Raw genomic sequence first — 19,848 nt, 5'->3', positions numbered from 1 at the left:
GCCAAGACCGGCCTGCGCTTCATTCATGCCTTTTGTCGGCACGCCCACCAACCTTGGCGGGAATTCGGCCGTTTCGATGACGGTGCTTTCGTCATCCACAACGGAATCCGGTCCATCGGCCGGCAGCGTGATGGTGACGACCGTACCCTCACCCGGCCTGCTGGATATCGCAAACGTGCCGCGATGGAGGCAGACCAGTCCCTTGACGAGCGCCAGGCCGAGGCCGGTGCCTTCGTAATGGCGGGCATGATCGTTTTCCACCTGGGTGAAAGGCTGGCCGAGCATGCCGAGCTTTTCCGCCGCGATGCCGATGCCGGTATCGCTGACGGTGATGACGAGATCCCTGCCGCGGATTGCCGCATCCATCGAGACGACACCGCCGCGATCGGTGAACTTGATGGCATTGCCGGCAAGGTTGATGAGGATCTGCTGCAGGGCGCGGCGGTCGGCGATGACTTCGCGCATGCCGCGCGACGTGCGGGCCGAGAGCGTCACGCCCTTGTCGCGGGCCTGCAGGTCCAGCATGGCGCGGCAGGCTTCCATCGCGTCAGACGCGGCGAAGGGTTCGACCAGCAGCTCGTAGCGGCCGGCCTCGATCTTCGACATGTCGAGCATGGCGTTGACGACAGAGAGCAGATGGCCGCCCGACTGGCGGATCAGGCCGACATATTCGCGCTGACGGTCGTTTTCGAGCTTGCCGAAATATTCGCCGGCCAGAACGTCGGAAAAGCCGAGAATGGCGTTGAGCGGGGTGCGCAGCTCATGGCTGACGGCCGCGAGGAAGCGCGACTTCGTCTCATGCGCCGAGCGGGCATCCTCGATGCGGCGCTCAGCTTCCTTGCGCAGGCCGTCGAGCTCGGAGACATCGAGCGCCTGGGCGAGGATCTGCACGAGCTCGCCTTCGGCATTGCGGATGGCGGTGAAATCGAGGCGGACCGGCATGAACTGGCGGCCATCGGCGGGCGACAGGGCCTTTTGGACGCGAACGTCGACGGAGGCCTGCGCGGCGCCCTGGCGGATGGCGTCGAGTGCCTGGAGAAGCGTGATCTGGTCCGACACATGAACGCGCTCGACCAGCATCTCGCGGGCGCATTCGCGCAGCGACGACGGAAAAGTCTGGCGATCGCGGCCACCGGTCCGGACCACCCTGCCCTGCACGTCGAGTGCCAGCATCAGGCCGGGCGAGACTTCGAAGGCGAGATCATCCGAGAATACAGGCGACTGCGGCAGCGCGCGCGGCCGTGCGAAAGCAGCGGCAACCGCGATAAGGGAGACGGAGACGACCGCGGCAACGCCGACGGGAAGCGCCAGGACAGGGCCCATGACGGAGGTCAGTGCAAGCGGCGCAAGCGGCAGGGCGGCACCGGTCAGAAGCATGATGCGGCGAAGAAGCGCGACGTCGCTGGCGCGGAGTTCCGCGCTCGCGGCATCCTCGCCTGCTTCACCCATGGCTCGCACAAGCCAGCGCTCGGCGGTCTGATCGACCGCCCGCACGGCTCTGCCGGCAATGTTACTTAATACGCGCACGCAATACCCTGACACGGACTCAATTTGTGGCGTCACATTAGGCGTCGGCGACTTAAGGAAAGGATAAGAATGAGGCCCGCCAAAGCCCGCCAAACGGCCGCTTTTCCAAGTTTGGGACAGATCGCTTGAGAGTTCTCGGCTTTTGGTTAACGGGGGTAAGCGACGGAATTGGTTCAATTTTTCCAAATGCATTAACCAGTGTGGCGAGACTGTCCCAATGAAACGCCTTGCCTTTGGGGGAAGCGCCCCATTTATGCTTAACGGGTATAGCTAGAACTTGCACCAAAAGCCGTAGACCTACTGCAAATAGATGACGTGGACGCCGGGGAAAAAGGCAATTCGATAAAATTTTAGGAAAATTCGAGCGTCGGCGTCAAAGGCACATTTGCTTCCTCGCGGTACGGTCATGTTCAAGAGCGGCACAGACCGGTCGACCAGCGAACCAGATTTCGCTGTGGATAAGAGCAGGTAGAGAGTCCAGGCAGGACAGGAACAATGTTTTCGTTGATCAAGGGTATGATCTTTTTCGCATTCGTGCTGGTGGCGCTGTCCTACTTCAGCGACAAGCCGGCCGCCGTGACCGAGGGCAACAATGCCATTCAGGTCGGCGATGCGATCTCGGCCGCCACCGGCGCCTATGCCTATATCTCCGCCATCTGCGGCGAACGGCCGGAAGTCTGTGAAAAGGGTTCAGAGACGCTGTCTGCGCTCGGTGTGCGCGCCACCGAAGGCGCCCGCGTCGCCTTCCAGCTTCTCGACAAGCAGTTCGGCGATGACGCATCCGTCGCCAAGGTGGCCGCCGATGTGGCGCTCAAGCAGGATCCCGACCCGACGCCCTTCCCGACCGGAACCATCGCAGAGGCACAGGTGGCGGTCCATTCCGACCCGATTTCGACCGGCACCGTACCGCTGCCGCTCAAGCGCCCGCATCCCTGATCGGCGCTTCCCGAGGCTCCGCCTCACCCTGAACTGTTCCGCTTTTCTTCGAAACGCGAAACCACTCTGCTTCTTTGATTTAACGCAGTTCCGGACGCAAAACCGCTACGCACTTTTGCTGGAACTGCTCTACGAATTTTACTTCTTGCGCCCGGTTCCAAAGCCACGGTTTCCCGGCGCCTGACTGCCTGCCCTACTGATCAGCACTTGCTGACCGCCGTGAGGAAGATCCCTCACGGCGGCTTTTTTCTTTGGTTTGGGGCCGCGTTTTCCTACAGTCCCCGGCATTTCTTCTGTTCTCGGGCGCTAAAACACCTATATGGGGGCAAAGGAACAGACGGCCGGAAGACCAGACGGACATATCATGACGCAGCTTGACCAGATCATCGACGACTTCGCCTTTCTCGACGAGTGGGAGGATCGCTACCGCTATGTGATCGAGCTCGGCAAGGCGCTGCCCGACCTGGCCGAAGAGAAGCGCACGGCGCAGAACAAGGTGCAGGGCTGCGCCAGCCAAGTGTGGCTCGTCAGCCATGTGGAAGACGGCAGCGCCGATCCGGTGATGACCTTCGAGGGTGATTCCGACGCCCACATTGTGCGCGGCCTCGTCGCCATCGTGCTCGCCACCTATTCCGGCAAGCGGGCTTCCGAAATCGCCGCGACCGACGCGATCGACACGTTCGACAGAATAGGGCTCGTCGAGCATCTGTCCTCGCAGCGCGCCAACGGGCTGCGCTCCATGGTCAAGCGCATCCGCGAGGAAGCGCGGATCAAGGCTGCCGCCTAACCAACACTTTTCCCGAATTCCTGACCGCCCGAACGAAAATCTTCCGCGCCCCAGTGATGGGTGCTGCGCCGCGAGTTTGAGGGCGGTGGGGCGTAGTGGCGCGAGAGCGTCATCAGCGCGGTGCGCAACATCAGCTTGGCGGACCGCGCCGGCCATTGGCGTTCGCGCTCGATCAGTTCCAGCCCCTTGCCGAAGCAGCAGACATCGGCGGCGACGCCCGACAATTCCGGCCCCATCGCCTCCATGGCGCGGCCGAAGCGGCTGCGGGCTTCCATGGCGCTAGCCGCAATCTCCGCCATGCCGCCCGCCCCGCCCTTGGCGCGGGCCGAAAGCCGGGGCTCCCAGGAGACGGTGACACGCGGCTGAAGCTGGCCGCGGGTGAAATCGGCGAGCAGCCGGTTACCGGCATCGATCGCCTCTGTCGGAAAGAACAGCTCGCCTCCCCGCCCCTTCAGGCGGCTCAGCGCCGAGAATGGCGATTCGTCGAGATTACGGCTTACCGTCTGGCGCGCGCCACCGATCTCTACCGTCGCCTGCTCGATCTCGCGATGCTGGCCGAGATAGCTCTCGTCGCTTTCCACCATGGCGCGGCGCAGGAAGCTGCGCGCCTCGGGCGTTACGGTAAGCAGCCTGCCTGCACGGGAGACGAGGCCACGCGAGATCGCCTCGGTAAGCAGCGCCGCGGGAAAGGCGCGTTGTTCCGCCCCGATGCAGACCGAACCATCCGGCCCGGCTTCCACCGATTGCTCGCCCTGCATGACGTGGCGGACAAGGCGGCTCAAAGCCTTAACCGATGACCGGGTGGCAGCGGATTTGGTCGAGGCGGCGGCAAGCTTTCTCATCGTTGCATCACTCATAGGCTGCAAACTCCTGCGAGGCGAAGACGGCCGTGGCCATGCGCTCGATCGCCGAGACGAATTCGTCAAAGGCGACGTCGTCGCGACGGTCCTCCACGACATGGCAGGCATGGCTGACCGTGGTACGGTCCCGCCCGAAGGCGGTGCCGACCTCCGCCTGCGTCATCTGTAAAGCGACGTGGCAAACATACATGGCGATCTGACGGACATGGCAGGAGGGACGGCGGCGGTCGCGGCGCATGATGACGCGATCGCTGAGCAGGAACAGCATTTCAGCCGTGATCTGACTGACCGCGCGGCAGACGGTACGTAACGGCACGCTCGACGGAAAGCGGCGGGGCATGACCGGAACAAGCGCTGTTGCGTAAGGATCGGACAATGCCTGACGGCCTGTGGACTGTCCGCAGCCTCCGCGGTCTGGAGAATTCTCAAAAGGCATGACAACTCCTTCGTGAATAGGAATTAATTCATACACCTTCGAGCGGATGGGGGAATGTTGCGCACCATCACATTTAATGGTGATATTGAAAATAAATCGTTTTTTCTGTTTTCAACAGACAGGAATGGGATTTTTTTCCTCTATGCATCCCCTAACAAAAAAGCCGGGCACAGGCCCGGCTCGCTTCTGGCGGCGCAAACGCCGCATCCATTCTCACGACAACTGATCGGTCATCCCCAACCGGTCGGCTGCCGATCGGTCAGTTGGCGCGACCGCGCTTGCGGCGCTGACCAAGACCCATTTCCTTGGCAAGACGCGAACGGGCTTCGGCATAGGCCGGAGCAACCATCGGATAGTCGGCCGGAAGGCCCCACTTCTCGCGATATTCGTCAGGCGTCATGTTGTAGTGGGTCATCAGATGGCGCTTCAGCGACTTGAACTTCTGACCATCCTCAAGGCAGATCAGGAAATCGTCTTCGATCGACTTCTTGATCGGAACCGGCGGCTTCGGCTTTTCAACCGCGGCTACGACCGGGGTCGGCGAAGAGGTGTTGCTAAGCGCCGAGTGAACGTCGGAGATCAAGTTCGAAAGATCACCGACCGGAACCACGTGGTTACTCACATAGGCGGCCACGATGTCTGCGGTCAATTCAACCAGCAACTCGGGACCCTTGCCCAGTGCCATATCTGTCATTTCCAGTCTCCTGTTCTCATGCAGTACGAGCGCCGACCGCGACCTCCGCGGCGACTGTTCGCAGTTGAGCCAATGTGGAACATCGACCGATCGCGTTTTGTCCGAAGACGGAAGCTTACCCCTAAGCCTCGCGCGAGAAACCGATGGCGCCACCGGATATTGAATCAAGTCTCCGCAGAATTCCCGCCATGATCATAATCGTCTTCAGCAATGCCCCGTTTTAAAGGGCGATCTAAATGAGACGAATATGCGGGAAAATGCTTAGTCTAGATCAATATCAGTGCTCGACTTGTACTCAAGTAGCACTGAGACTCGAAAAGTCCAATTGCTAAATCTAGTAATATGGAGACTTTCCTGAGCCTAAGTCATAACTCTTAGACATTAGTACCGACAAAAATTGCACTTATGCAATCTTTGCGCGCTTACAAGTGCAATAAAGCAACCACTATTCATCCCCAAGACGGTGCTTCGCGGCACTAGACGCATCACTGCATTTCATTTGTCACAGTTTTGTCAGACATCGGATAGCCGGCCTTCAAGGCGGCTATTGCCAGGAGATGTGCCGAAACGGGAGCGGTGAGAACGAAGAAGAAGAAGCCCGCGAGTGCACGGGCCAGCATGGACAGCTCTCCCGAATGCACGCCGACGGCGAGCAGTAGCAGGCCGGAGCCGACCGTCCCCGCCTTCGAGGCCGCGTGCATGCGCGAATAGACATCGGGGAAGCGGTTGAGGCCGATGGAAGCAACCAGGGCAAAAACTGCACCGCCGAGGACGAGGACAGCTGTGACGATGGCGAAAGCGATGTCCATTATTCCTCCTTTGCCCGCTTACGCGGCTTGGCTGTTGCCTTTGCAGCAGTATCGTCGGCCGCTTTCCTTCCGGTTTTACTGGAGGGTTTACTCGACGACCCGGTGCGGGACTTATCGACCGATTTGCTTTGCGCCTCTGCCGCGCCTGCGTCGCTCGACTTGCCACGGGCTTTCACGGCGCGGACTTTTACAGGTTGTGCAACAGAAGACATCGCCTCGGCGACGTCATCGTTCGAGGCTGGCCTTGCAGACTGCTTTGTGGCCGTTTCCGACACAGGCTTTACTGCAGTCTTTGCTTCAGCCTTGGCAGAGCTCTTTGCGGATTTTGCCTTGGACTTCTTTTCGGAGCCCCGTGCGCCAGAACCGACCGCCTCGACATGAACGGCATCCGCGACGGGTACCGCGCCTTCGAGCTTCGGTTCATCAATATCCTTGATCGCCTTCTGTTTGGCCTTGCTGACCAGGATGAAGCGGGCGAAGGCGACGGTCGCGAGGAAGCCGACAAGTCCGAGTGCAATGGCGATGTCGATATAGAGGGTGAAGCCGGTGCGGATCGCAATCAGCGCGATGAAGCCGATGACGATGCCGACGAGCATGTCGAGCGCCACGACCCGATCCGGCAGTGTCGGCCCCTGCACGACCCGCCAGACGGTCAGCAGAAAGGCGCCGATGAGCAGCGCCAGCCCCAGCCAGGTGGCGATGGAGAGAATGGTGTCAGCCGCGCTCATCGGAAAGCCTCCAGGATCTTCCTCTCGAAGCCGTTCGCGATGTCACGCTTGGTGCCCTCGACATCGGAACAATCGATCGCGTGGACATAGAGGATCTTCTTGTCCTCGGAGACATCGACGGACAGGGTGCCGGGCGTCAGCGTGATGAGGTTGGCGAGAAGGGTGATTTCGAAATCCCTGTCGACCGTCAGCGGAAAGGCGAAGATGCCGGGCTTCAGGTCCATGTTCGGACGAAGCGCGACGACCGCCACCTTCCAGGCGGACATGGCAAGCTCCCTGAAGAACAGGACGAGCAGCGCGATCATGCGGCCGAGCCGGCGCAGATAGCCGCGGGCACTCATCTCGTCGCGGACGATCCAGAGCGCGAAGGTGGAGAGCGCGAAGCCGAAGATCAGGTTCAAGAGCGAGGCGCTGCCGGTGATCGCGACCCAGATGAAGGCAAGCACCAGCGAAAGGAGATAGATGATCATGGCGTTGTCCCCTCCGGAAAGACCGAACGGATATAGGCGGTCGGATCGGCAAGGCTGTCCGCCGCCATCTGGCTTGCCTGCAGGACCGGCTCGGGGAACAGGCCGAAGGCAAGCACGATCGCGGTCAGCAAGCCGATCGGCAGGGCGGTGCGCCAGTTGGTGACGACAGCCTGTGCCGCGGCATCGGCCGTTACTGCTGGGCGCCAATAGGCGAGCAGGAAGACGCGGGCGAGCGCGATCGTGACGAGGAAGGCCGAGACGAGGATCGCTGCCGCCAGCCACCAGGCGCCGATATCGAGCGAAGCCTTGAGCAGCACGACCTTGGGCCAGAGGCCGGAGAGCGGCGGCAGGCCGGCGGCGGCGAGCATCAGCGCGAAGGAGGCGCCGGCGAACCAGGGCGAGCGCGCCCAGAGACCACCGAGCGTCGACAACTGCCAGGAGCCGGAGAGCCGGAACGCCTCGCCAGCCATCAGATAGAGCGCGGTCATGGCGACGATCGAATGGAGCGCGTAGAGGATGGCGCCGCCGACTGCGACCGGCGTTCCGATCGCAACCCCTGCCAGCATGTTGCCGATGCCGACGATGACGACATAGCCGATCATCCGGCGCAGATCGTTCTGGGCGAGCGCGCCGAGTGCACCGAGGACCATGGTCAAGACGGCGGAGACGGCGATGACGAGGCTAATCGCCTCACGCTCGACCGGGAAGAGCATGACGGTCACCTTGATCAGCGCATAGATGCCGACCTTGGTGAGCAACCCGCCGAACAGGGCGGACACGGTGATGCGCGGCGTATGGTAGGAGGCCGGCAGCCAGAAATTGACCGGGAATGCTGCGGCCTTCATGCCGAAGGCGAGCACGAAGAGCGCCGTCAGCGTGATCAGCGGCGCGCCTTCGCGGATGGACGCTTCCTTGCGGGCGATATCGGCCATGTTGAGCGTGCCGAAGATCGCATAGAGATAGCCGACCGAAATCAGGAACAGGGTCGTGGCGATGAGATTGAGGATCGCGTATTTCAGCGCGCCCTCGATCTGCCGTGGCTCGGAGCCGAGGATCAGCAGACCGAAGGACGAGATCAGCAGGACCTCGAACCAGACATAGAGGTTGAAGATGTCGCCGGTCAGAAACGCGCCGGAGACGCCCGCCATCATCAGCATCAGGAAGGCGACGAAGCCGTGGCGCAGGCCCGTCGCATCGATATCCTTCAGCGCGAAGACCGAGGCGAGCAGTGCGACGATGGCAGAAGCCAGCGCCATGGAGGCGCCGAAGATATCGGCGGTGAAGGATATGCCGAAGGGCGGCAGCCAGCGGCCCATGGTCATGGTGATCGGGCCGTTCTGCCAGACGCGCCACAGAAGCAACGCGTCGAGGACGACAAGCAGGATCAGCGCGGAAAAACCGATGAAGGCGTGAAGACGCACCGACTTGCGGATCATCATCAAGAGGCCGCCCGTGGCGATCATCAGCGCGACGGGGAGGATGACCAGCCAGTCGCCAAGCGCCGGCGGCGCCATGACCATGGCGGCGGCGAGATCGACAGGGGTGGAGGTGGGGGATGCCATCAGAGCTGGGCTCCCTTTCGCACGGTCGCGTCGCTCCGAGAGGAATACCCCCTCTGCCCTGCCGGGCATCTCCCCCACAAGGGGGAGATCACAAGCGGCACGACCTTCGCCCGGAAATTAAAAGCCCGCGACTCCTTGCAGTTGACATGCCGGTGCTTGGGGCGAGGCGGCGCGTCCTGCTGATCTCCCCACTTGTGGGGGAGATGCCCGGCAGGGCAGAGGGGGTGTTCGCAACAGATGCCATAAAATCAATACCCCGTCGGCGGGAGAGGCTCGTCCCGCGGTTCCGCCAGGCACATTTCGTCGGTGCTGTCGGTGCCGAGTTCCTCGAAGGCACGGTAGGCGAGCACCAGCAGGAAGGCGAAGAAGGAGAAGGAGATGACGATCGCGGTCAGGATCAGCGCCTGGGGCAGCGGATTGGACGCCTCGATCGCCAGCGTGTCGGAGCCCGCCGGGATGATCGGCGGGATCTGCCGGGTCAGCCGGCCGGCGGTGAAGAGCAGCAGGTTGACGCCGTTGCCGAGCAGCACGATGCCGATGAGGATGCGGATCGTGAATTTCGACAGCATCAGATAGATGGCGGCGGAAAAGAACATGCCGATGAGGATGACGAAAAGCGTTTCCATCAGCGGCCGCCCTCCTCTTCATCCTCGTCGTCCGGCTCCTGTTCCAGCGACAGCGCGATCGAGGTGATTGCGCCGACCACCACGAGATAGACGCCGATATCGAAGGACATGACGGTCGACAAAGCCAGTTCGACACCGAAGATGTGCGGATAGATCCACAGCCCGCTCATGAACGGCACGCCGGCGAAGATCGAGGCGAAGCCGGAGATGGTCGACAGAAAGAGGCCCGCACCGGCAATCGCCATCGGGTGGAACTGGATCGCCCGCTGGACGGCGCCCGGACCATAGGCGATGCCGAAGATGGCCAGCGCAGATGCCGCGATCAGCCCGCCGATGAAGCCGCCGCCGGGCTCGTTATGGCCGCGCAGGAGGACGAAGACGGAGAAGAGCAGCATGATGGCGGTCAGCATCGGCGCGACCGTGCGCATGATGAGAGTGTTCATCGGCCTTCTCCTTCCTCGTCGCGCGGATCTTGATCAGTGCCAGGACGGCAAGGCCGGTGATCATCACGACCGCGATCTCGCCCAGCGTATCCGTGCCGCGGAAGTCGACGATGATGACGTTGACGACATTGGCGCCGTGGGCGATCACCTTGGAATAGGCGTTGAAGAATTCCGTCAGGACCGGATCGAAGGGCGCGCGACCGATCGCAGGAGCAGCATGGCGAAGCCGAGACCGCAGGCGATGGCGATGATGGAATCGAGCACGACCTGGCCGATCGGGCGGTGATCACTGACAGACAATCTCAGTCGCGTCATGACCAGCGTCAGGACGACTACCGACAGCGTCTCGATCATGAACTGCGTGAAAGACAGGTCCGGCGCGCCGAAAAGCAGGAAGATGCCGGCGACGGCAAAACCCTGGATGCCGAGGGCAACGATGGCCGTCAGGCGGTCGTTGGCGCGCAGCACGGCGATGACGCCGAGTGCGGCGATGACCAGGAAGGCGATTTCCTGCACCAGAAGCTGGTTCGGCCAGGGCAGCGCATCCGGCAGTTCGCCGAACAGGATCGGCGGAACGAGGAGCGTCAGCGCGACCATGATGAAGGTGGCGGTGACATAGATTTCCAGGCGTCCAGGCTGGATGAAGCGGGTGACGAGAACCGAGAGACGGACGAGGCCCGACAGAAGATGATCGAACCAGCGATCCGGGCCGGGGCCGAGGCTTTCGAGCATTTCGGCGACCAGAGCGCGGGCCCGGTCGAGGCGCCAGTAGACGAGCGCACCGAGGAGGACGGTGATCACCGAGAGCAGCAGCGGCAGGCCGATATGGGGAATGGTGCTGATGGTGATCGTCACCTCATCATCCACGATGGCGCTTGCCATCGGTGACGAGACATAGGCGTGGAGAATGCCGGAAAAAGACCGAACAAGAGGCCGAGCACAGCCAGCACGGCCGGGCCGAGCCACAGGGCGATCGGCGCCTCGTGGGCCGATTTGGGCGTCTCCTTTTTCGCGCCGATGAAGGGCTTCAAGCCGACCCCGAAGCCGATGGCCAGCATCAGGGCGTTGCCGATGATCGCCAGCAGGGTGAAGAAGACGGCGCGCGGATTGCCGGCAGCGAGTGCCGCATAGATCTCTTCCTTGGCGAGGAAGCCAGCAAAGAGCGGCAGGCCGCCCATGGAGCAGGCCGCAAGAAGGGCTGCCGCGAAGGTGATCGGCATGGCGAAGCGCAGGCCGCCGAGCAGCGGCAGTTCGCGGGTTCCGGCCTCGTGATCAACGGCACCGGCGACCATGAAAAGTGCGCCCTTGAAGAGCGAATGGGCGGCGAGATACAGCACCGCCGCCTCGATGGCGTAAGGCGCGCCGAAGCCGGTCAGCATGACGAGCAGGCCGAGCGAGGCCATGGTCGTGTAGGCGAGCATCAGTTTCAGATCGGTCTGGCGGATGCCGATCAGGGTGCCGGCGATCAGCGTTACTCCGCCGAAGAAGGGCAACAGAATTTCCCAGGCGGGCGTTGCACCCATGACCGGGTTCAGCCGCATCAGCAGATAGACGCCGGCCTTCACCATGGTGGCGGAATGCAGGTAGGCGGAGACCGGTGTGGGCGCTTCCATGGCGTTGGGCAGCCAGAAATGGAACGGGAACTGCGCCGATTTGGTAAACGCGCCGCCGAGAACGAGGATCAGCGCCGGCAGATAGAAGGGGCTGAGGCGCACGGCATCTTCCAAGTGGACGAGCAGCGACAGCTGGGTGACGCCGGTAATGTTCCAGAGGAAGATCAGGCCGGCCAGAAGCGACAATCCCCTGCCCCAGTGACGACCAGCGCCTGCAGCGCTGCACGCCGCGCCCTCTCCCGCTCATGATCGAAGCCGATCAGCAGGAAGGAGGTGATCGAGGTCAGTTCCCAATAGACGAAGAGCATCAGGAAACTGTCGGAGACGACAAGCCCGAGCATCGCGCCCATGAACATCAGGATGAAGGAAAGGAAGCGGCCGAGCTGCGGATGGCCCTTCATGTAGCCGCCGGAATAGATCACGATCAGCGTACCGATGCCGGTGATCAGAAGCGCGAAGGTGAGCGACAGACCGTCGATGAACCAGGAGAAGGAGAGATTGAGGCTGGGCGCCCAGGCATAACCTCCGGTCACCACCTCGCCGGCCGAAATCTCGCCGAGGAAACCGCAGAAATGCAGGAAGGACAGAGCCGGCGCGAGCGCTAAGATCCAGGCCGACTTATCGCCGAAATGCCGGGCGAGCGTCGGAGCCAGGAAGGCGGCCAGAAAAGGCAGAAAAAGCGCAATCAACGTCCATGCCGGCGCAGTGGCGGCCATATCTTCTCCTCGAGATCAGAATCATTCCTCGCCCCCGGCTTGGCCGGACCCCGGTTTTCTAGGGGAAACAAACCGGCGCCTCAAGCATAACCGGACAGCGAACACGAAAAGCTGACCTTTTTTCACAGCGTATCCCTCTCTATCTAAGGGGAAACGAAAGGAACGATCATGTCCTCAGTCACATCGACCAAGACCTCCGAACCTACTGTCAGCAAGACCGACGCGGAATGGCGCGAGCAATTGTCTCCCGAGCAGTATTACATCCTGCGGCAGGCGGGCACGGAGCGCGCCTTTACCGGCCCGTTCTGGAATTCCAAGGACAAGGGGCTATATCGCTGCGCCGGCTGTGGTGAGGAGCTGTTCGTCTCGGATACGAAGTTCGACAGCGGCTGCGGCTGGCCGAGCTATTTCGAGCCGGTGAAGCCTGAGGTCGTCACGGAAATCCGCGACACGTCGCACGGGATGGTGCGCACCGAAATTCGCTGCGCCAAGTGCAACGGCCATCTGGGCCACGTCTTCCCCGATGGCCCGCCGCCGACCGGCCTGCGCTATTGCATCAACGGCCATGCGATGACGTTCGAGCCGTTGAAGTAGTTCGGCAGCAAGCATCTTCTCCCCGCAAGCGGGGAGAAGATTGAAATCGTTATTCCGCCGCGATCCGCGCCGCCATGGGCACGACCTGCGGCACCTCGCGGCCGGTGACGGCGGCGACAAGCGGCTGACCGTCCTCGATCTCGCCGAAGCGTTTTGCGACGCCGTCATAGACCAGCACCGCGCCGGTCTCGATGTCGAAGAACCAGCCATGCAGGGCGATCTCCCCTTTGGCGAGCTTGGCCGCGACCGACGGGTGGGTGCGCAGGTGATCGAGCTGGACGACAACGTTTTCCATCGCGACCGCCCGGATCTTCTCCTTTTCCTCCATCGTCTGGGGATAGGCCTCGCAGACGATCGAATGGGCGGCGTGGCTGTGTTTGAGCCACGCGGCGACATTCGGCATCTGGCCGAGCAGTTCGGGATGGCAGAGGCCCTTCATGGCGCCGCAATCGGAATGGCCGCAGACGATGATGTCACGCACGCCGAGTGCGACAACCGCATACTCGATCGCCGAGGAGACGCCGCCATTCATGGTCTGGAAGGGCGGCACGATATTGCCGGCATTGCGGCAGACGAAGAGTTCGCCCGGCCCGGACTGGGTGATCGTTTCCGGCATGACGCGGCTGTCGGCGCAGGAGATCATCAGCGCCTGAGGGCTCTGGCCCTCGGTGGCGAGCTTTTGGTAGAGAGCCGAATTATCCGGAAACACGGCGCCACGAAAATTCGAGATGCCTTTCAGAAGGTCGCCCATGGTCTACTCCTATAGCTAGCCGGACGTCGGATAGGGAGAGGCCTCCATCCGGCGGGGTTAGGTCGAAGCGATCATTTCGCATCTGCGAGATGACCATGGGACAACGTTGAGAATGTGATCTTATTCCATGCTGCGATGCGGAATTTCTTCACGATCCCGCGAGATTACGCGAGCATGTTTCGGTTTCACAGCGAAGGTCGTGCAGGGTGGGCGCCTTCGCACGTCGCGAGAAAATGCTGTAGCAGTACGTTTAAAGTCTGCGGCCGCTCAAGCGGGACGTAGTGGCCGCAGTCCTGCACGACCTGCAGCGTGCCACGCTGCGACGCCTCCGCTTGGAACCGGCTAGTCGTGATGCCGGGAGCGCGGTCATGCTCTCCGGTAGCGACCGTAACCGGGCAGTTCAGCTGCGGCAGGAGCGCGGCACGGCTCGGTCGCGAATGAAAAACCTCGACGCCCCGCGCGAGATCCTCGGCGGACTGTTCCATCATCATGGACCGGGCTTGGTCGATCACGTCCTGACTGGCGGCGGGGCCGAAAAGAGGCTGCCAGTAGCGCTGCCAGGCAAGCTCCCTGCCCTCGTCACGAAGCGTCCGGACCGCTTCTCTCATCATTTCGGGATCGGGTCTTCGATCGGCCTTGGTTCCGATGAGCATAAGGCCCGCGATCCGTTCCGGCGCCAGAGCCGCGATTTCGAGCGCGCAGGAGCCACCGACCGAACAGCCGACAAGAACGAGCCTTTTTGCTTGCGTCATGGCGAGTGCGCGTTGCGCCCATTCTTCCAGTCTTTGACCGAAATGATAGAGCGTCGGCGCATGGCTCTGGAGAGAGATTACGGAACGCTGTGCATCCCACATCGTCCCGTTCAAGGGGAGCGCGTGAAGGAAGAGCACTTCCAGTCCGCTCATCCTCGCCTCCGGCTATTCGTCAGGCGGACGGCTCGACCGTGAAGGCGAAGCGGGCCTTTTCGCCGGGCTGGAGGATAGTGCCGTAGGGGCGCTCGGCGACCTCGGCGGATGCGCCAACTTTCGCGGCGGTGCCATGCCAAGGCTCGACGCAGAGGAAAGGTGCGCCGACTTTTTGCCAGAGCGCGACGTTGGGCAGATTGTCGAAGCTGAATTTCAGGCTTGGGCCGCCCTCGGCGGCATAGGTGAGGCCGGTCCCTGCCCCTTCGGCGAAGATCATCGCATCGGCTTCGAACAGATCATGGGCGAGCGTCAGGCGGCCGGCCTTGAAGGGTGACGGCAGCCTGTCTTCGGTGACGAGACCGTTGTCCAGCCGGGTGAGCAGCGGCTCGCCGCCATTCTCCAGTGTTACCGTGTGAGCCACATCGCCGGCGCCGGGCAGCGGCCAGAGGAAGGCCGGATGATAGCCGAGGCCAAAGGGCATGGGGCGCGTATCGCGGTTTTCGACCTCGGCTGCGACCGTGAGCTTCCTGCCTTCGATCGAATGGGTGACGGAGAGCAGGAAATCGAAGAGATAGACTTTTCGCGTTGTCTCCGAGGAGGCGAGCTCGAAGCGGCACGACGACAGGCTTTCGGCGGCAAGCGCGAACTCGGAGCGGCGGGCAAAACCGTGCTGGCCCATCTCATAGCTTACGCCATCGACCGCGATCTTATTGTCCGGCGCCTTGCCGACGATCGGGAAGAGGATCGGCGAACGGCCGGTCCACCAGGCGGCATCGCCATTCCACAGCCAGTCGCGGCCGTCCGATGTTCTCAAGGACTGCATTTCGGCACCGAGGAGGAGATTTCGATGCTCAACTGGTCATTGGCGATGCGGACGATATCGGACATGCGGCTTGCTCCGGTCACACGTGGGATCGATGGACGCATCTTTGCGCTATTCGAAAGCACGTGCCAACGGTGAACCGGCATGCGATGAGACGTACCGTCGGCAGTGTGGCCCGATGGCGACGATTGTGACAGAGGAATGAACAATGGCGATGATACTTGTTCCGGGCTTCATGCTGGATGCCGACCTGTGGCGCGACGTGGAGCCAGGGCTTGCGCGCTTCGGGCCGATCAGCCACGCCGACCTTTCCGAGGGCGCCACACTGCAGGATATGGCGCGCCGCGTGCTGGCCGAGGCGCCGCCGACATTCATTCTTCTCGGCTTTTCCATGGGCGGCTATGTGGCGCGGGAGATCGTCCGCCAGGCGCCCGAGCGCGTCACCGCCCTCATTCTGGTCGCCACATCCGCGCGGGGCGACAGCGATGTGCAGGCGCAGCGGAAGGCGGCGATCGCCAGACAGAGCGTGCTTGCCTTTCGCGGCCTGAGTGCGCCCGCCGTCGTCTCCTCGCTGCATCCCGACAATTCAGGGCGAACTGATCTCATCGAGCGGATCCAGGCGATGGGCCAGCGGCTGGGCGGGACCACGTTCCGGCGCCAGTCGCTTCTCGACCGGCGTGACGAGCGGGGCGAACTTGGCGGGATCGGCTGTCCGACGCTCGTGATTGCGGGAGACAGGGACAAGTTGCGATCGCGGACCGAGGCGATGGAGCTGCATGAGGGGATCAGAGGCTCGATCTTCGAAGTCATCGCGAACACCGGACACATGATCCCGCTCGAGGCACCGGAGCGGTTCGTCGAGGTCATCACGGCGTGGCTCGATGACCTGCAGGAGGCGGCCGGACGCTCCTAGTTTTTCTTTGCCAGCAACGCTTCGATCTGGGGCGCAACGATTGCGCCGAACAGGTCCGGCGTGCCGAGAGCGCGGGCGGACAGCATGGCGCCATGGACCGAGGCCATCAGGATCTGGGCCATCTCTTCCGGTAATTTGTCCAGCTGGAACTGGCCGCATGTGGCCCCCTCTTCCAGCACCGCAGTCAGCCAGGCGGCGAGGTTGCGGAAATGGACCTGAACATGGGCCGCGACCTCGGGAGGCAGGATTTCCATCTCGCCGGCCAGCATGGCGCAGACGCAGAAGGGCTGCGATCCGTCGCCGATGCAGGTTTTCCAATGGCCGATATAGGCCTGCAGCTGATCGACCGGGTCTGGAATGTTTTCCCGCACGGCGCCGAGGGCGGTGGCGGCCTCCTGTGCATATTGTTCGACCAGCGTGCTGACCAGCGCGGCCTTGGTCGGGAAATGGTGGTGGATGCTTGCCTTGCGGATGCCGATCGCATCGGAAATGTCGGCATAGCTGAAGCCGTTATAGCCGCCCGCCATGATGAGCGATCGGGCACTGGCAAGGATCTTCTGCGCGGTCGTCTGTTCCATTTCAACGGGCCTATCTTTCAGCCGGAAGGCCGTCAAGTCACGGCGATTTGACTGCGCATTGCCTCTGCCGGCTACCGTGTAGATTGACATGTCAAAATTACCTTCCTACTAGTAGGTAGACAAATATGGAGTCTGTCATGCCCAGTCAAGTTTCAACCCAATCCAGCTGGTTGCGTTCGTATTATTTCGTCCGTGCCTTCTTCTCGATCTGGTGGATCGCTATTGCTGTCGCCGTCAGCGGGCACACCGCCCTCGCCGCTTTGCTCTTCGTCATCTATCCCGCATGGGATGCCGTGGCGAACCTTGCCGATGCGCGTTCCAACGGTGGCCTCAAGGCGAACAGGACGCAGGCGCTGAACGTCGTCGTCAGCACGATCACGACGCTCGCCGTGCTTCTGGCGGTGATGAAGGATACCCATGCGGTGCTCGGCGTCTTCGGCGTCTGGGCAATCCTCTCCGGCCTGCTGCAGCTTGCGACCGGCGTGACGCGCTGGCGGGCCTATGGTGCGCAGTGGGTGATGATCCTGAGCGGCGCGCAATCGGCGCTGGCCGGCGGCTTCATGATCACGCAGGCGCTCGGAGACGTTCCGCCGACGATCCTCGATGTCGCGCCCTATGCCGGCTTCGGCGCCTTCTACTTCCTCGTCTCGGCCATCTGGATGACGGTCGCCGCCTCCCGGAAGACCAGTGCGAAGGCCTGAGGCCGCCTTACCTCAAGTCCTTGCACGGTCAGGCCACCGGCACGTTCAAACGTGCCGGTGGCCGTCTTCTTTGCTGCGATAGGCTAGTCGTCGAAATCCATGGCGAGCGTCGTCGCCTTGTGTGCCTCCAGTTCGGCGAGCCTGCCCTCCAGCGCCGCCTTGATGGACGGATAGGTGGCGCCGCCGAGGGCCAGACGCAGCGGCGGGTCATCGCGATCGGCATAGGCGATCATCGCATCGGCCATCTTGTCCGGGTCGCCCTTGATGTCGAAACCGCCATTTGCCATCGCGCGGCGCACCTCGCCGGCCGGTGTGTCGTCGTAAACCGCCATCGGTTCGGCCTGGGCCAGACCCTTTCCGAAATCGGTGCGGGTCGGACCCGGCTCAACGATGGTGAAGCGGATGCCGAAGGGCGCAACCTCCTTGGCGGCTGCATCGACAAACCCCTCAATGCCCCATTTGGTGGCGTGGTAGAGGAGAAATTCGGATAGGTGATCTGGCCGCCTTCAGATGCGACCTGCTGGATCAGTCCGCCGCCCTGGGCGCGCAGATGCGGCAAGGCCGCGCGGATGACGGCGATCGAGCCGATCAGGTTGGTATCGATCTGATGGCGGATCTGCTCGTCGGTGACCTCCTCCGCCGCGCCGAACAGGCCGTAGCCGGCATTGTTGACGACGACATCGATACGGCCAAGCTCGGCGAAGGCGCGGTCGATCGTGGTGCGGACGGCAGCCTGGTCGGTGAGATCCAGCTTGGCGATCCACAGCCGGTCGCCATAGGTCTGGCGCAGATCGTCGAGCGCATCCATGCGCCTCAGCGTCGCCGCGACGCGATCACCGCGGGCGAGAAGCTTTTCGGTGAGCAGGCGGCCGAAGCCGGAGGACGTACCGGTGATGAACCATGTTCTGGACATGAGCTTGTCTCCTTCATAGGCGACGGCAAAATGCCGCTGCCTTCGAGACAGGAGATAGGCGGAGAAAATTCATGGTATAAGCCGGCCAATCCTGCATGAGACGGTGAGATTTCCCCATGAATGAACGCCCGACACTGAACGACCTGAACGCCTTCGCCACAATCATCGCCCATCGCAGCTTCCGCAAGGCGGCCGATGAGCTCGGCCTGTCGCCTTCGACGCTGAGCCATATGATGCGCGGGCTGGAAACGCGGATGGGCGTTCGGTTGCTCAATCGCACGACCCGCAGCGTGTCGCCGACCGAGGCGGGCGAACGGCTGGCGGCGCGGCTGAAACCGGCGCTGAGGAACTCGATGCAGCGCTGGAGGCGGTCGACGATTTTCGCGGCGGGCCGAGCGGAACCTTGAGGATCAATACGAGCAATATCGTCATCCGCCTGCTGCTCGAACATGCGGTACCGGTCTTTCTTTCCCGTTATCCGGACATGGCGGTCGACCTCGTCAGCGACGGGCGGCTGATCGATATCGTTGCCGACGGTTTCGATGCCGGGATCAGGCTGCGCGAATCCGTGCCGCAGGACATGATCGCCGTGCCCTTCGGTGGGCCTGCCCGGTTCGTGGCCGTCGCCTCGCCGGATTATGTTTCAACGCGCGGCGAGCCTCTAGCGCCGACGGACTTGGCGCATCACACCTGCATTCGACTGCGAATGCCGAGCGGAAAACTCTATCGCTGGGAATTCGAACGGCGGGGCGAGGAGCTGACGGTCGATGTGCCCGGCGCGCTGACGCTGGATGACAACGAGTTGATGGCACAGGCGGCCGTCGCGGGTCTCGGGATCGCCTATATTCCGATGCATGTCGCGGCCCGGCATCTGGCGGAGGGACGACTTGTGACGCTGCTGTCAGACTGGTGCCCGCCAATCGACGGGCTCTGCCTCTATTATCCCGGCCACCGGCATGTGCCGGCGGGATTGCGCGCCTTCATCGGCGTGTTGAAGGAAATGGGCGACCTGCCTGGGGCTGACGTCAGTCTTTGACGGGAGGCGTCGCGTAATCCTCATCGCTGACCGGTTCCAGCCAGTCGGCTGTGACGCCGCCCTGCGCTTCCTGGATGGCGATATGGGTCATGGCCGTCTGGGGTGCCGCGCCATGCCAGTGCTTTTCGCCGGGCGCGAACCAGACCACGTCACCGGGGTGCAGTTCACGCACGGGACCGCCGAGCGACTGCGCCCGGCCGCAACCTGCCGTAACGACCAGCGTTTGGCCGAGTGGATGGGTGTGCCAGTTGGTGCGGGCGCCGGGTTCGAAGGTGACGCTCGCGGCACGGACACGGGCCGGATCGGGCGCCTCGATCAACGGATCGAAGCGGACCGCCCCGGTGAAATAATCCGCCGGCTGCCGTCTAGACGACTGGGATCCGTTGCGCTTGATGTCCATGAGAGGCCTCCTTCGGCGTGATTGCGA

General features: G+C 62.5%; 17 protein-coding genes and 6 pseudogenes. 6 read left to right on the top strand and 17 right to left on the bottom strand.

The genetic code is table 11. The features are described from left to right. Window positions 1-27: 27 nt before the first annotated feature. Window positions 28-1,563, bottom strand: a pseudogene (locus N7E02_RS30105) (sensor histidine kinase); the annotation flags it as partial. A 459-nt stretch (window positions 1,564-2,022) separates the two neighbouring features. On the opposite strand from N7E02_RS30105, the gene N7E02_RS21245 reads away from it, so the two are divergent. Further along, complete coding sequence (locus tag N7E02_RS21245) at window positions 2,023-2,463, top strand: DUF5330 domain-containing protein (RefSeq protein WP_286579595.1); 441 nt, start codon at window positions 2,023-2,025, stop codon at window positions 2,461-2,463. 364 nt (window positions 2,464-2,827) lie between these two features. Further along, window positions 2,828-3,250, top strand: coding sequence for a SufE family protein (locus N7E02_RS21240; RefSeq protein WP_286579594.1), 423 nt, complete (start codon window positions 2,828-2,830; stop codon window positions 3,248-3,250). On the opposite strand, the gene N7E02_RS21235 is transcribed toward N7E02_RS21240, so the two are convergent. From N7E02_RS21235 to N7E02_RS21190, 10 genes and pseudogenes are all read right to left on the bottom strand, one after another. Next, a complete protein-coding gene (locus N7E02_RS21235) occupies window positions 3,247-4,107 on the bottom strand; it encodes a DUF6456 domain-containing protein (protein ID WP_286579593.1) in 861 nt (286 codons plus the stop codon). The two genes, N7E02_RS21240 and N7E02_RS21235, sit on opposite strands and share 4 nt — an antisense overlap. After that, window positions 4,100-4,546 carry a helix-turn-helix domain-containing protein gene (locus tag N7E02_RS21230; protein ID WP_353622835.1) on the bottom strand — a complete coding sequence of 149 codons (447 nt, stop codon included), beginning with the start codon at window positions 4,544-4,546 and terminating at the stop codon, window positions 4,100-4,102. The genes N7E02_RS21235 and N7E02_RS21230 overlap by 8 nt, the downstream gene beginning before the upstream one ends. A gap of 259 nt (window positions 4,547-4,805) precedes the next feature. Beyond that, entirely contained in the window at window positions 4,806-5,240 is a 435-nt protein-coding gene (locus N7E02_RS21225) for a Ros/MucR family transcriptional regulator (protein WP_286579592.1), read from the bottom strand. A 485-nt stretch (window positions 5,241-5,725) separates the two neighbouring features. Next, window positions 5,726-6,052 (bottom strand): monovalent cation/H(+) antiporter subunit G, encoded by a 327-nt coding sequence (gene mnhG, locus N7E02_RS21220; protein ID WP_374730736.1) that lies wholly within the window; start codon window positions 6,050-6,052, stop codon window positions 5,726-5,728. A 458-nt stretch (window positions 6,053-6,510) separates the two neighbouring features. Next, window positions 6,511-6,777 (bottom strand): annotated as a pseudogene (locus N7E02_RS21215) (cation:proton antiporter); the annotation flags it as partial. After that, complete coding sequence (locus N7E02_RS21210; RefSeq protein ID WP_286579589.1) at window positions 6,774-7,247, bottom strand: Na+/H+ antiporter subunit E; 474 nt, start codon at window positions 7,245-7,247, stop codon at window positions 6,774-6,776. The pseudogene N7E02_RS21215 and the gene N7E02_RS21210, both read right to left, overlap by 4 nt. Beyond that, window positions 7,244-8,809: a Na+/H+ antiporter subunit D gene (locus tag N7E02_RS21205; RefSeq protein WP_286579587.1), complete on the bottom strand. Its 1,566-nt coding sequence runs from the start codon at window positions 8,807-8,809 to the stop codon at window positions 7,244-7,246. Before N7E02_RS21205 ends, N7E02_RS21210 begins: the two co-directional genes overlap by 4 nt. Before the next feature lie 248 nt (window positions 8,810-9,057). After that, window positions 9,058-9,435 (bottom strand): Na+/H+ antiporter subunit C, encoded by a 378-nt coding sequence (locus N7E02_RS21200; RefSeq protein ID WP_286579585.1) that lies wholly within the window; start codon window positions 9,433-9,435, stop codon window positions 9,058-9,060. After that, the gene (locus tag N7E02_RS21195; protein WP_286579584.1) at window positions 9,435-9,878 is read right to left on the bottom strand and encodes a Na(+)/H(+) antiporter subunit B; all 444 of its coding nucleotides are present in this window, start codon (window positions 9,876-9,878) and stop codon (window positions 9,435-9,437) included. The genes N7E02_RS21200 and N7E02_RS21195 overlap by 1 nt, the downstream gene beginning before the upstream one ends. Further along, window positions 9,790-12,207, bottom strand: a pseudogene (locus N7E02_RS21190) (putative monovalent cation/H+ antiporter subunit A). Before N7E02_RS21190 ends, N7E02_RS21195 begins: the two are co-directional and overlap by 89 nt. Window positions 12,208-12,375: 168 nt before the next feature. On the opposite strand from N7E02_RS21190, the gene msrB reads away from it, so the two are divergent. Beyond that, window positions 12,376-12,801: a peptide-methionine (R)-S-oxide reductase MsrB gene (msrB, locus tag N7E02_RS21185; RefSeq protein ID WP_286579583.1), complete on the top strand. Its 426-nt coding sequence runs from the start codon at window positions 12,376-12,378 to the stop codon at window positions 12,799-12,801. Window positions 12,802-12,850: 49 nt separating this feature from the next. On the opposite strand, the gene N7E02_RS21180 is transcribed toward msrB, so the two are convergent. The 3 genes and pseudogenes from N7E02_RS21180 to N7E02_RS21170 form a co-directional block, all read right to left on the bottom strand. Continuing rightward, the gene (locus N7E02_RS21180) at window positions 12,851-13,552 is read right to left on the bottom strand and encodes a carbonic anhydrase (protein ID WP_286579582.1); all 702 of its coding nucleotides are present in this window, start codon (window positions 13,550-13,552) and stop codon (window positions 12,851-12,853) included. Between the two features lie 185 nt (window positions 13,553-13,737). Then, window positions 13,738-14,457 carry an alpha/beta fold hydrolase gene (locus tag N7E02_RS21175; protein ID WP_286579581.1) on the bottom strand — a complete coding sequence of 240 codons (720 nt, stop codon included), beginning with the start codon at window positions 14,455-14,457 and terminating at the stop codon, window positions 13,738-13,740. Between the two features lie 19 nt (window positions 14,458-14,476). Continuing rightward, window positions 14,477-15,345 (bottom strand): annotated as a pseudogene (locus N7E02_RS21170) (aldose 1-epimerase family protein). 143 nt (window positions 15,346-15,488) lie between these two features. On the opposite strand from N7E02_RS21170, the gene N7E02_RS21165 reads away from it, so the two are divergent. After that, window positions 15,489-16,193: an alpha/beta fold hydrolase gene (locus N7E02_RS21165; protein WP_286579580.1), complete on the top strand. Its 705-nt coding sequence runs from the start codon at window positions 15,489-15,491 to the stop codon at window positions 16,191-16,193. Here the strand turns inward: N7E02_RS21165 and N7E02_RS21160 are convergent. Next, window positions 16,190-16,771, bottom strand: coding sequence for a TetR/AcrR family transcriptional regulator (locus N7E02_RS21160; protein ID WP_286579579.1), 582 nt, complete (start codon window positions 16,769-16,771; stop codon window positions 16,190-16,192). The two genes, N7E02_RS21165 and N7E02_RS21160, sit on opposite strands and share 4 nt — an antisense overlap. Window positions 16,772-16,908: 137 nt before the next feature. Between N7E02_RS21160 and N7E02_RS21155 the strand changes: the two genes are divergently transcribed. After that, the gene (locus tag N7E02_RS21155) at window positions 16,909-17,472 is read left to right on the top strand and encodes a DUF308 domain-containing protein (protein ID WP_286579578.1); all 564 of its coding nucleotides are present in this window, start codon (window positions 16,909-16,911) and stop codon (window positions 17,470-17,472) included. Between the two features lie 83 nt (window positions 17,473-17,555). On the opposite strand, the pseudogene N7E02_RS21150 reads toward N7E02_RS21155, so the two are convergent. Continuing rightward, window positions 17,556-18,385: pseudogene (locus N7E02_RS21150) on the bottom strand (SDR family oxidoreductase). Window positions 18,386-18,501: 116 nt separating this feature from the next. Here N7E02_RS21150 and N7E02_RS21145 point away from each other — a divergent pair. Then, window positions 18,502-19,421: pseudogene (locus N7E02_RS21145) on the top strand (LysR family transcriptional regulator). On the opposite strand, the gene N7E02_RS21140 reads toward N7E02_RS21145, so the two are convergent. Next, entirely contained in the window at window positions 19,411-19,821 is a 411-nt protein-coding gene (locus N7E02_RS21140) for a (R)-mandelonitrile lyase (RefSeq protein WP_286579577.1), read from the bottom strand. The pseudogene N7E02_RS21145 and the gene N7E02_RS21140 sit on opposite strands and share 11 nt — an antisense overlap. Between the last annotated feature and the right edge of the window lie 27 nt (window positions 19,822-19,848).

This window comes from Terrirhizobium terrae (assembly GCF_030323265.1).
Lineage (GTDB): Bacteria > Pseudomonadota > Alphaproteobacteria > Rhizobiales > Rhizobiaceae > Neorhizobium.
Note: the sequence above shows the minus strand (reverse complement) of the source record. Positions and strands in the feature narration are given on the sequence as shown.

Bases quoted from the DNA above. Each gene is read 5' to 3' on its own strand.
- N7E02_RS21245 (WP_286579595.1), top strand. From the start codon at position 2,023: ATGTTTTCGTTGATCAAGGGTATGATCTTTTTCGCATTCGTGCTGGTG.
- N7E02_RS21240 (WP_286579594.1), top strand. From the start codon at position 2,828: ATGACGCAGCTTGACCAGATCATCGACGACTTCGCCTTTCTCGACGAG.
- N7E02_RS21235 (WP_286579593.1), bottom strand. From the start codon at position 4,107: ATGAGTGATGCAACGATGAGAAAGCTTGCCGCCGCCTCGACCAAATCC.
- N7E02_RS21230 (WP_353622835.1), bottom strand. From the start codon at position 4,546: ATGCCTTTTGAGAATTCTCCAGACCGCGGAGGCTGCGGACAGTCCACA.
- N7E02_RS21225 (WP_286579592.1), bottom strand. From the start codon at position 5,240: ATGACAGATATGGCACTGGGCAAGGGTCCCGAGTTGCTGGTTGAATTG.
- N7E02_RS21210 (WP_286579589.1), bottom strand. From the start codon at position 7,247: ATGATCATCTATCTCCTTTCGCTGGTGCTTGCCTTCATCTGGGTCGCG.
- N7E02_RS21205 (WP_286579587.1), bottom strand. From the start codon at position 8,809: ATGGCATCCCCCACCTCCACCCCTGTCGATCTCGCCGCCGCCATGGTC.
- N7E02_RS21200 (WP_286579585.1), bottom strand. From the start codon at position 9,435: ATGGAAACGCTTTTCGTCATCCTCATCGGCATGTTCTTTTCCGCCGCC.
- N7E02_RS21195 (WP_286579584.1), bottom strand. From the start codon at position 9,878: ATGAACACTCTCATCATGCGCACGGTCGCGCCGATGCTGACCGCCATC.
- msrB (WP_286579583.1), top strand. From the start codon at position 12,376: ATGTCCTCAGTCACATCGACCAAGACCTCCGAACCTACTGTCAGCAAG.
- N7E02_RS21180 (WP_286579582.1), bottom strand. From the start codon at position 13,552: ATGGGCGACCTTCTGAAAGGCATCTCGAATTTTCGTGGCGCCGTGTTT.
- N7E02_RS21175 (WP_286579581.1), bottom strand. From the start codon at position 14,457: ATGAGCGGACTGGAAGTGCTCTTCCTTCACGCGCTCCCCTTGAACGGG.
- N7E02_RS21165 (WP_286579580.1), top strand. From the start codon at position 15,489: ATGGCGATGATACTTGTTCCGGGCTTCATGCTGGATGCCGACCTGTGG.
- N7E02_RS21160 (WP_286579579.1), bottom strand. From the start codon at position 16,771: ATGGAACAGACGACCGCGCAGAAGATCCTTGCCAGTGCCCGATCGCTC.
- N7E02_RS21155 (WP_286579578.1), top strand. From the start codon at position 16,909: ATGCCCAGTCAAGTTTCAACCCAATCCAGCTGGTTGCGTTCGTATTAT.
- N7E02_RS21140 (WP_286579577.1), bottom strand. From the start codon at position 19,821: ATGGACATCAAGCGCAACGGATCCCAGTCGTCTAGACGGCAGCCGGCG.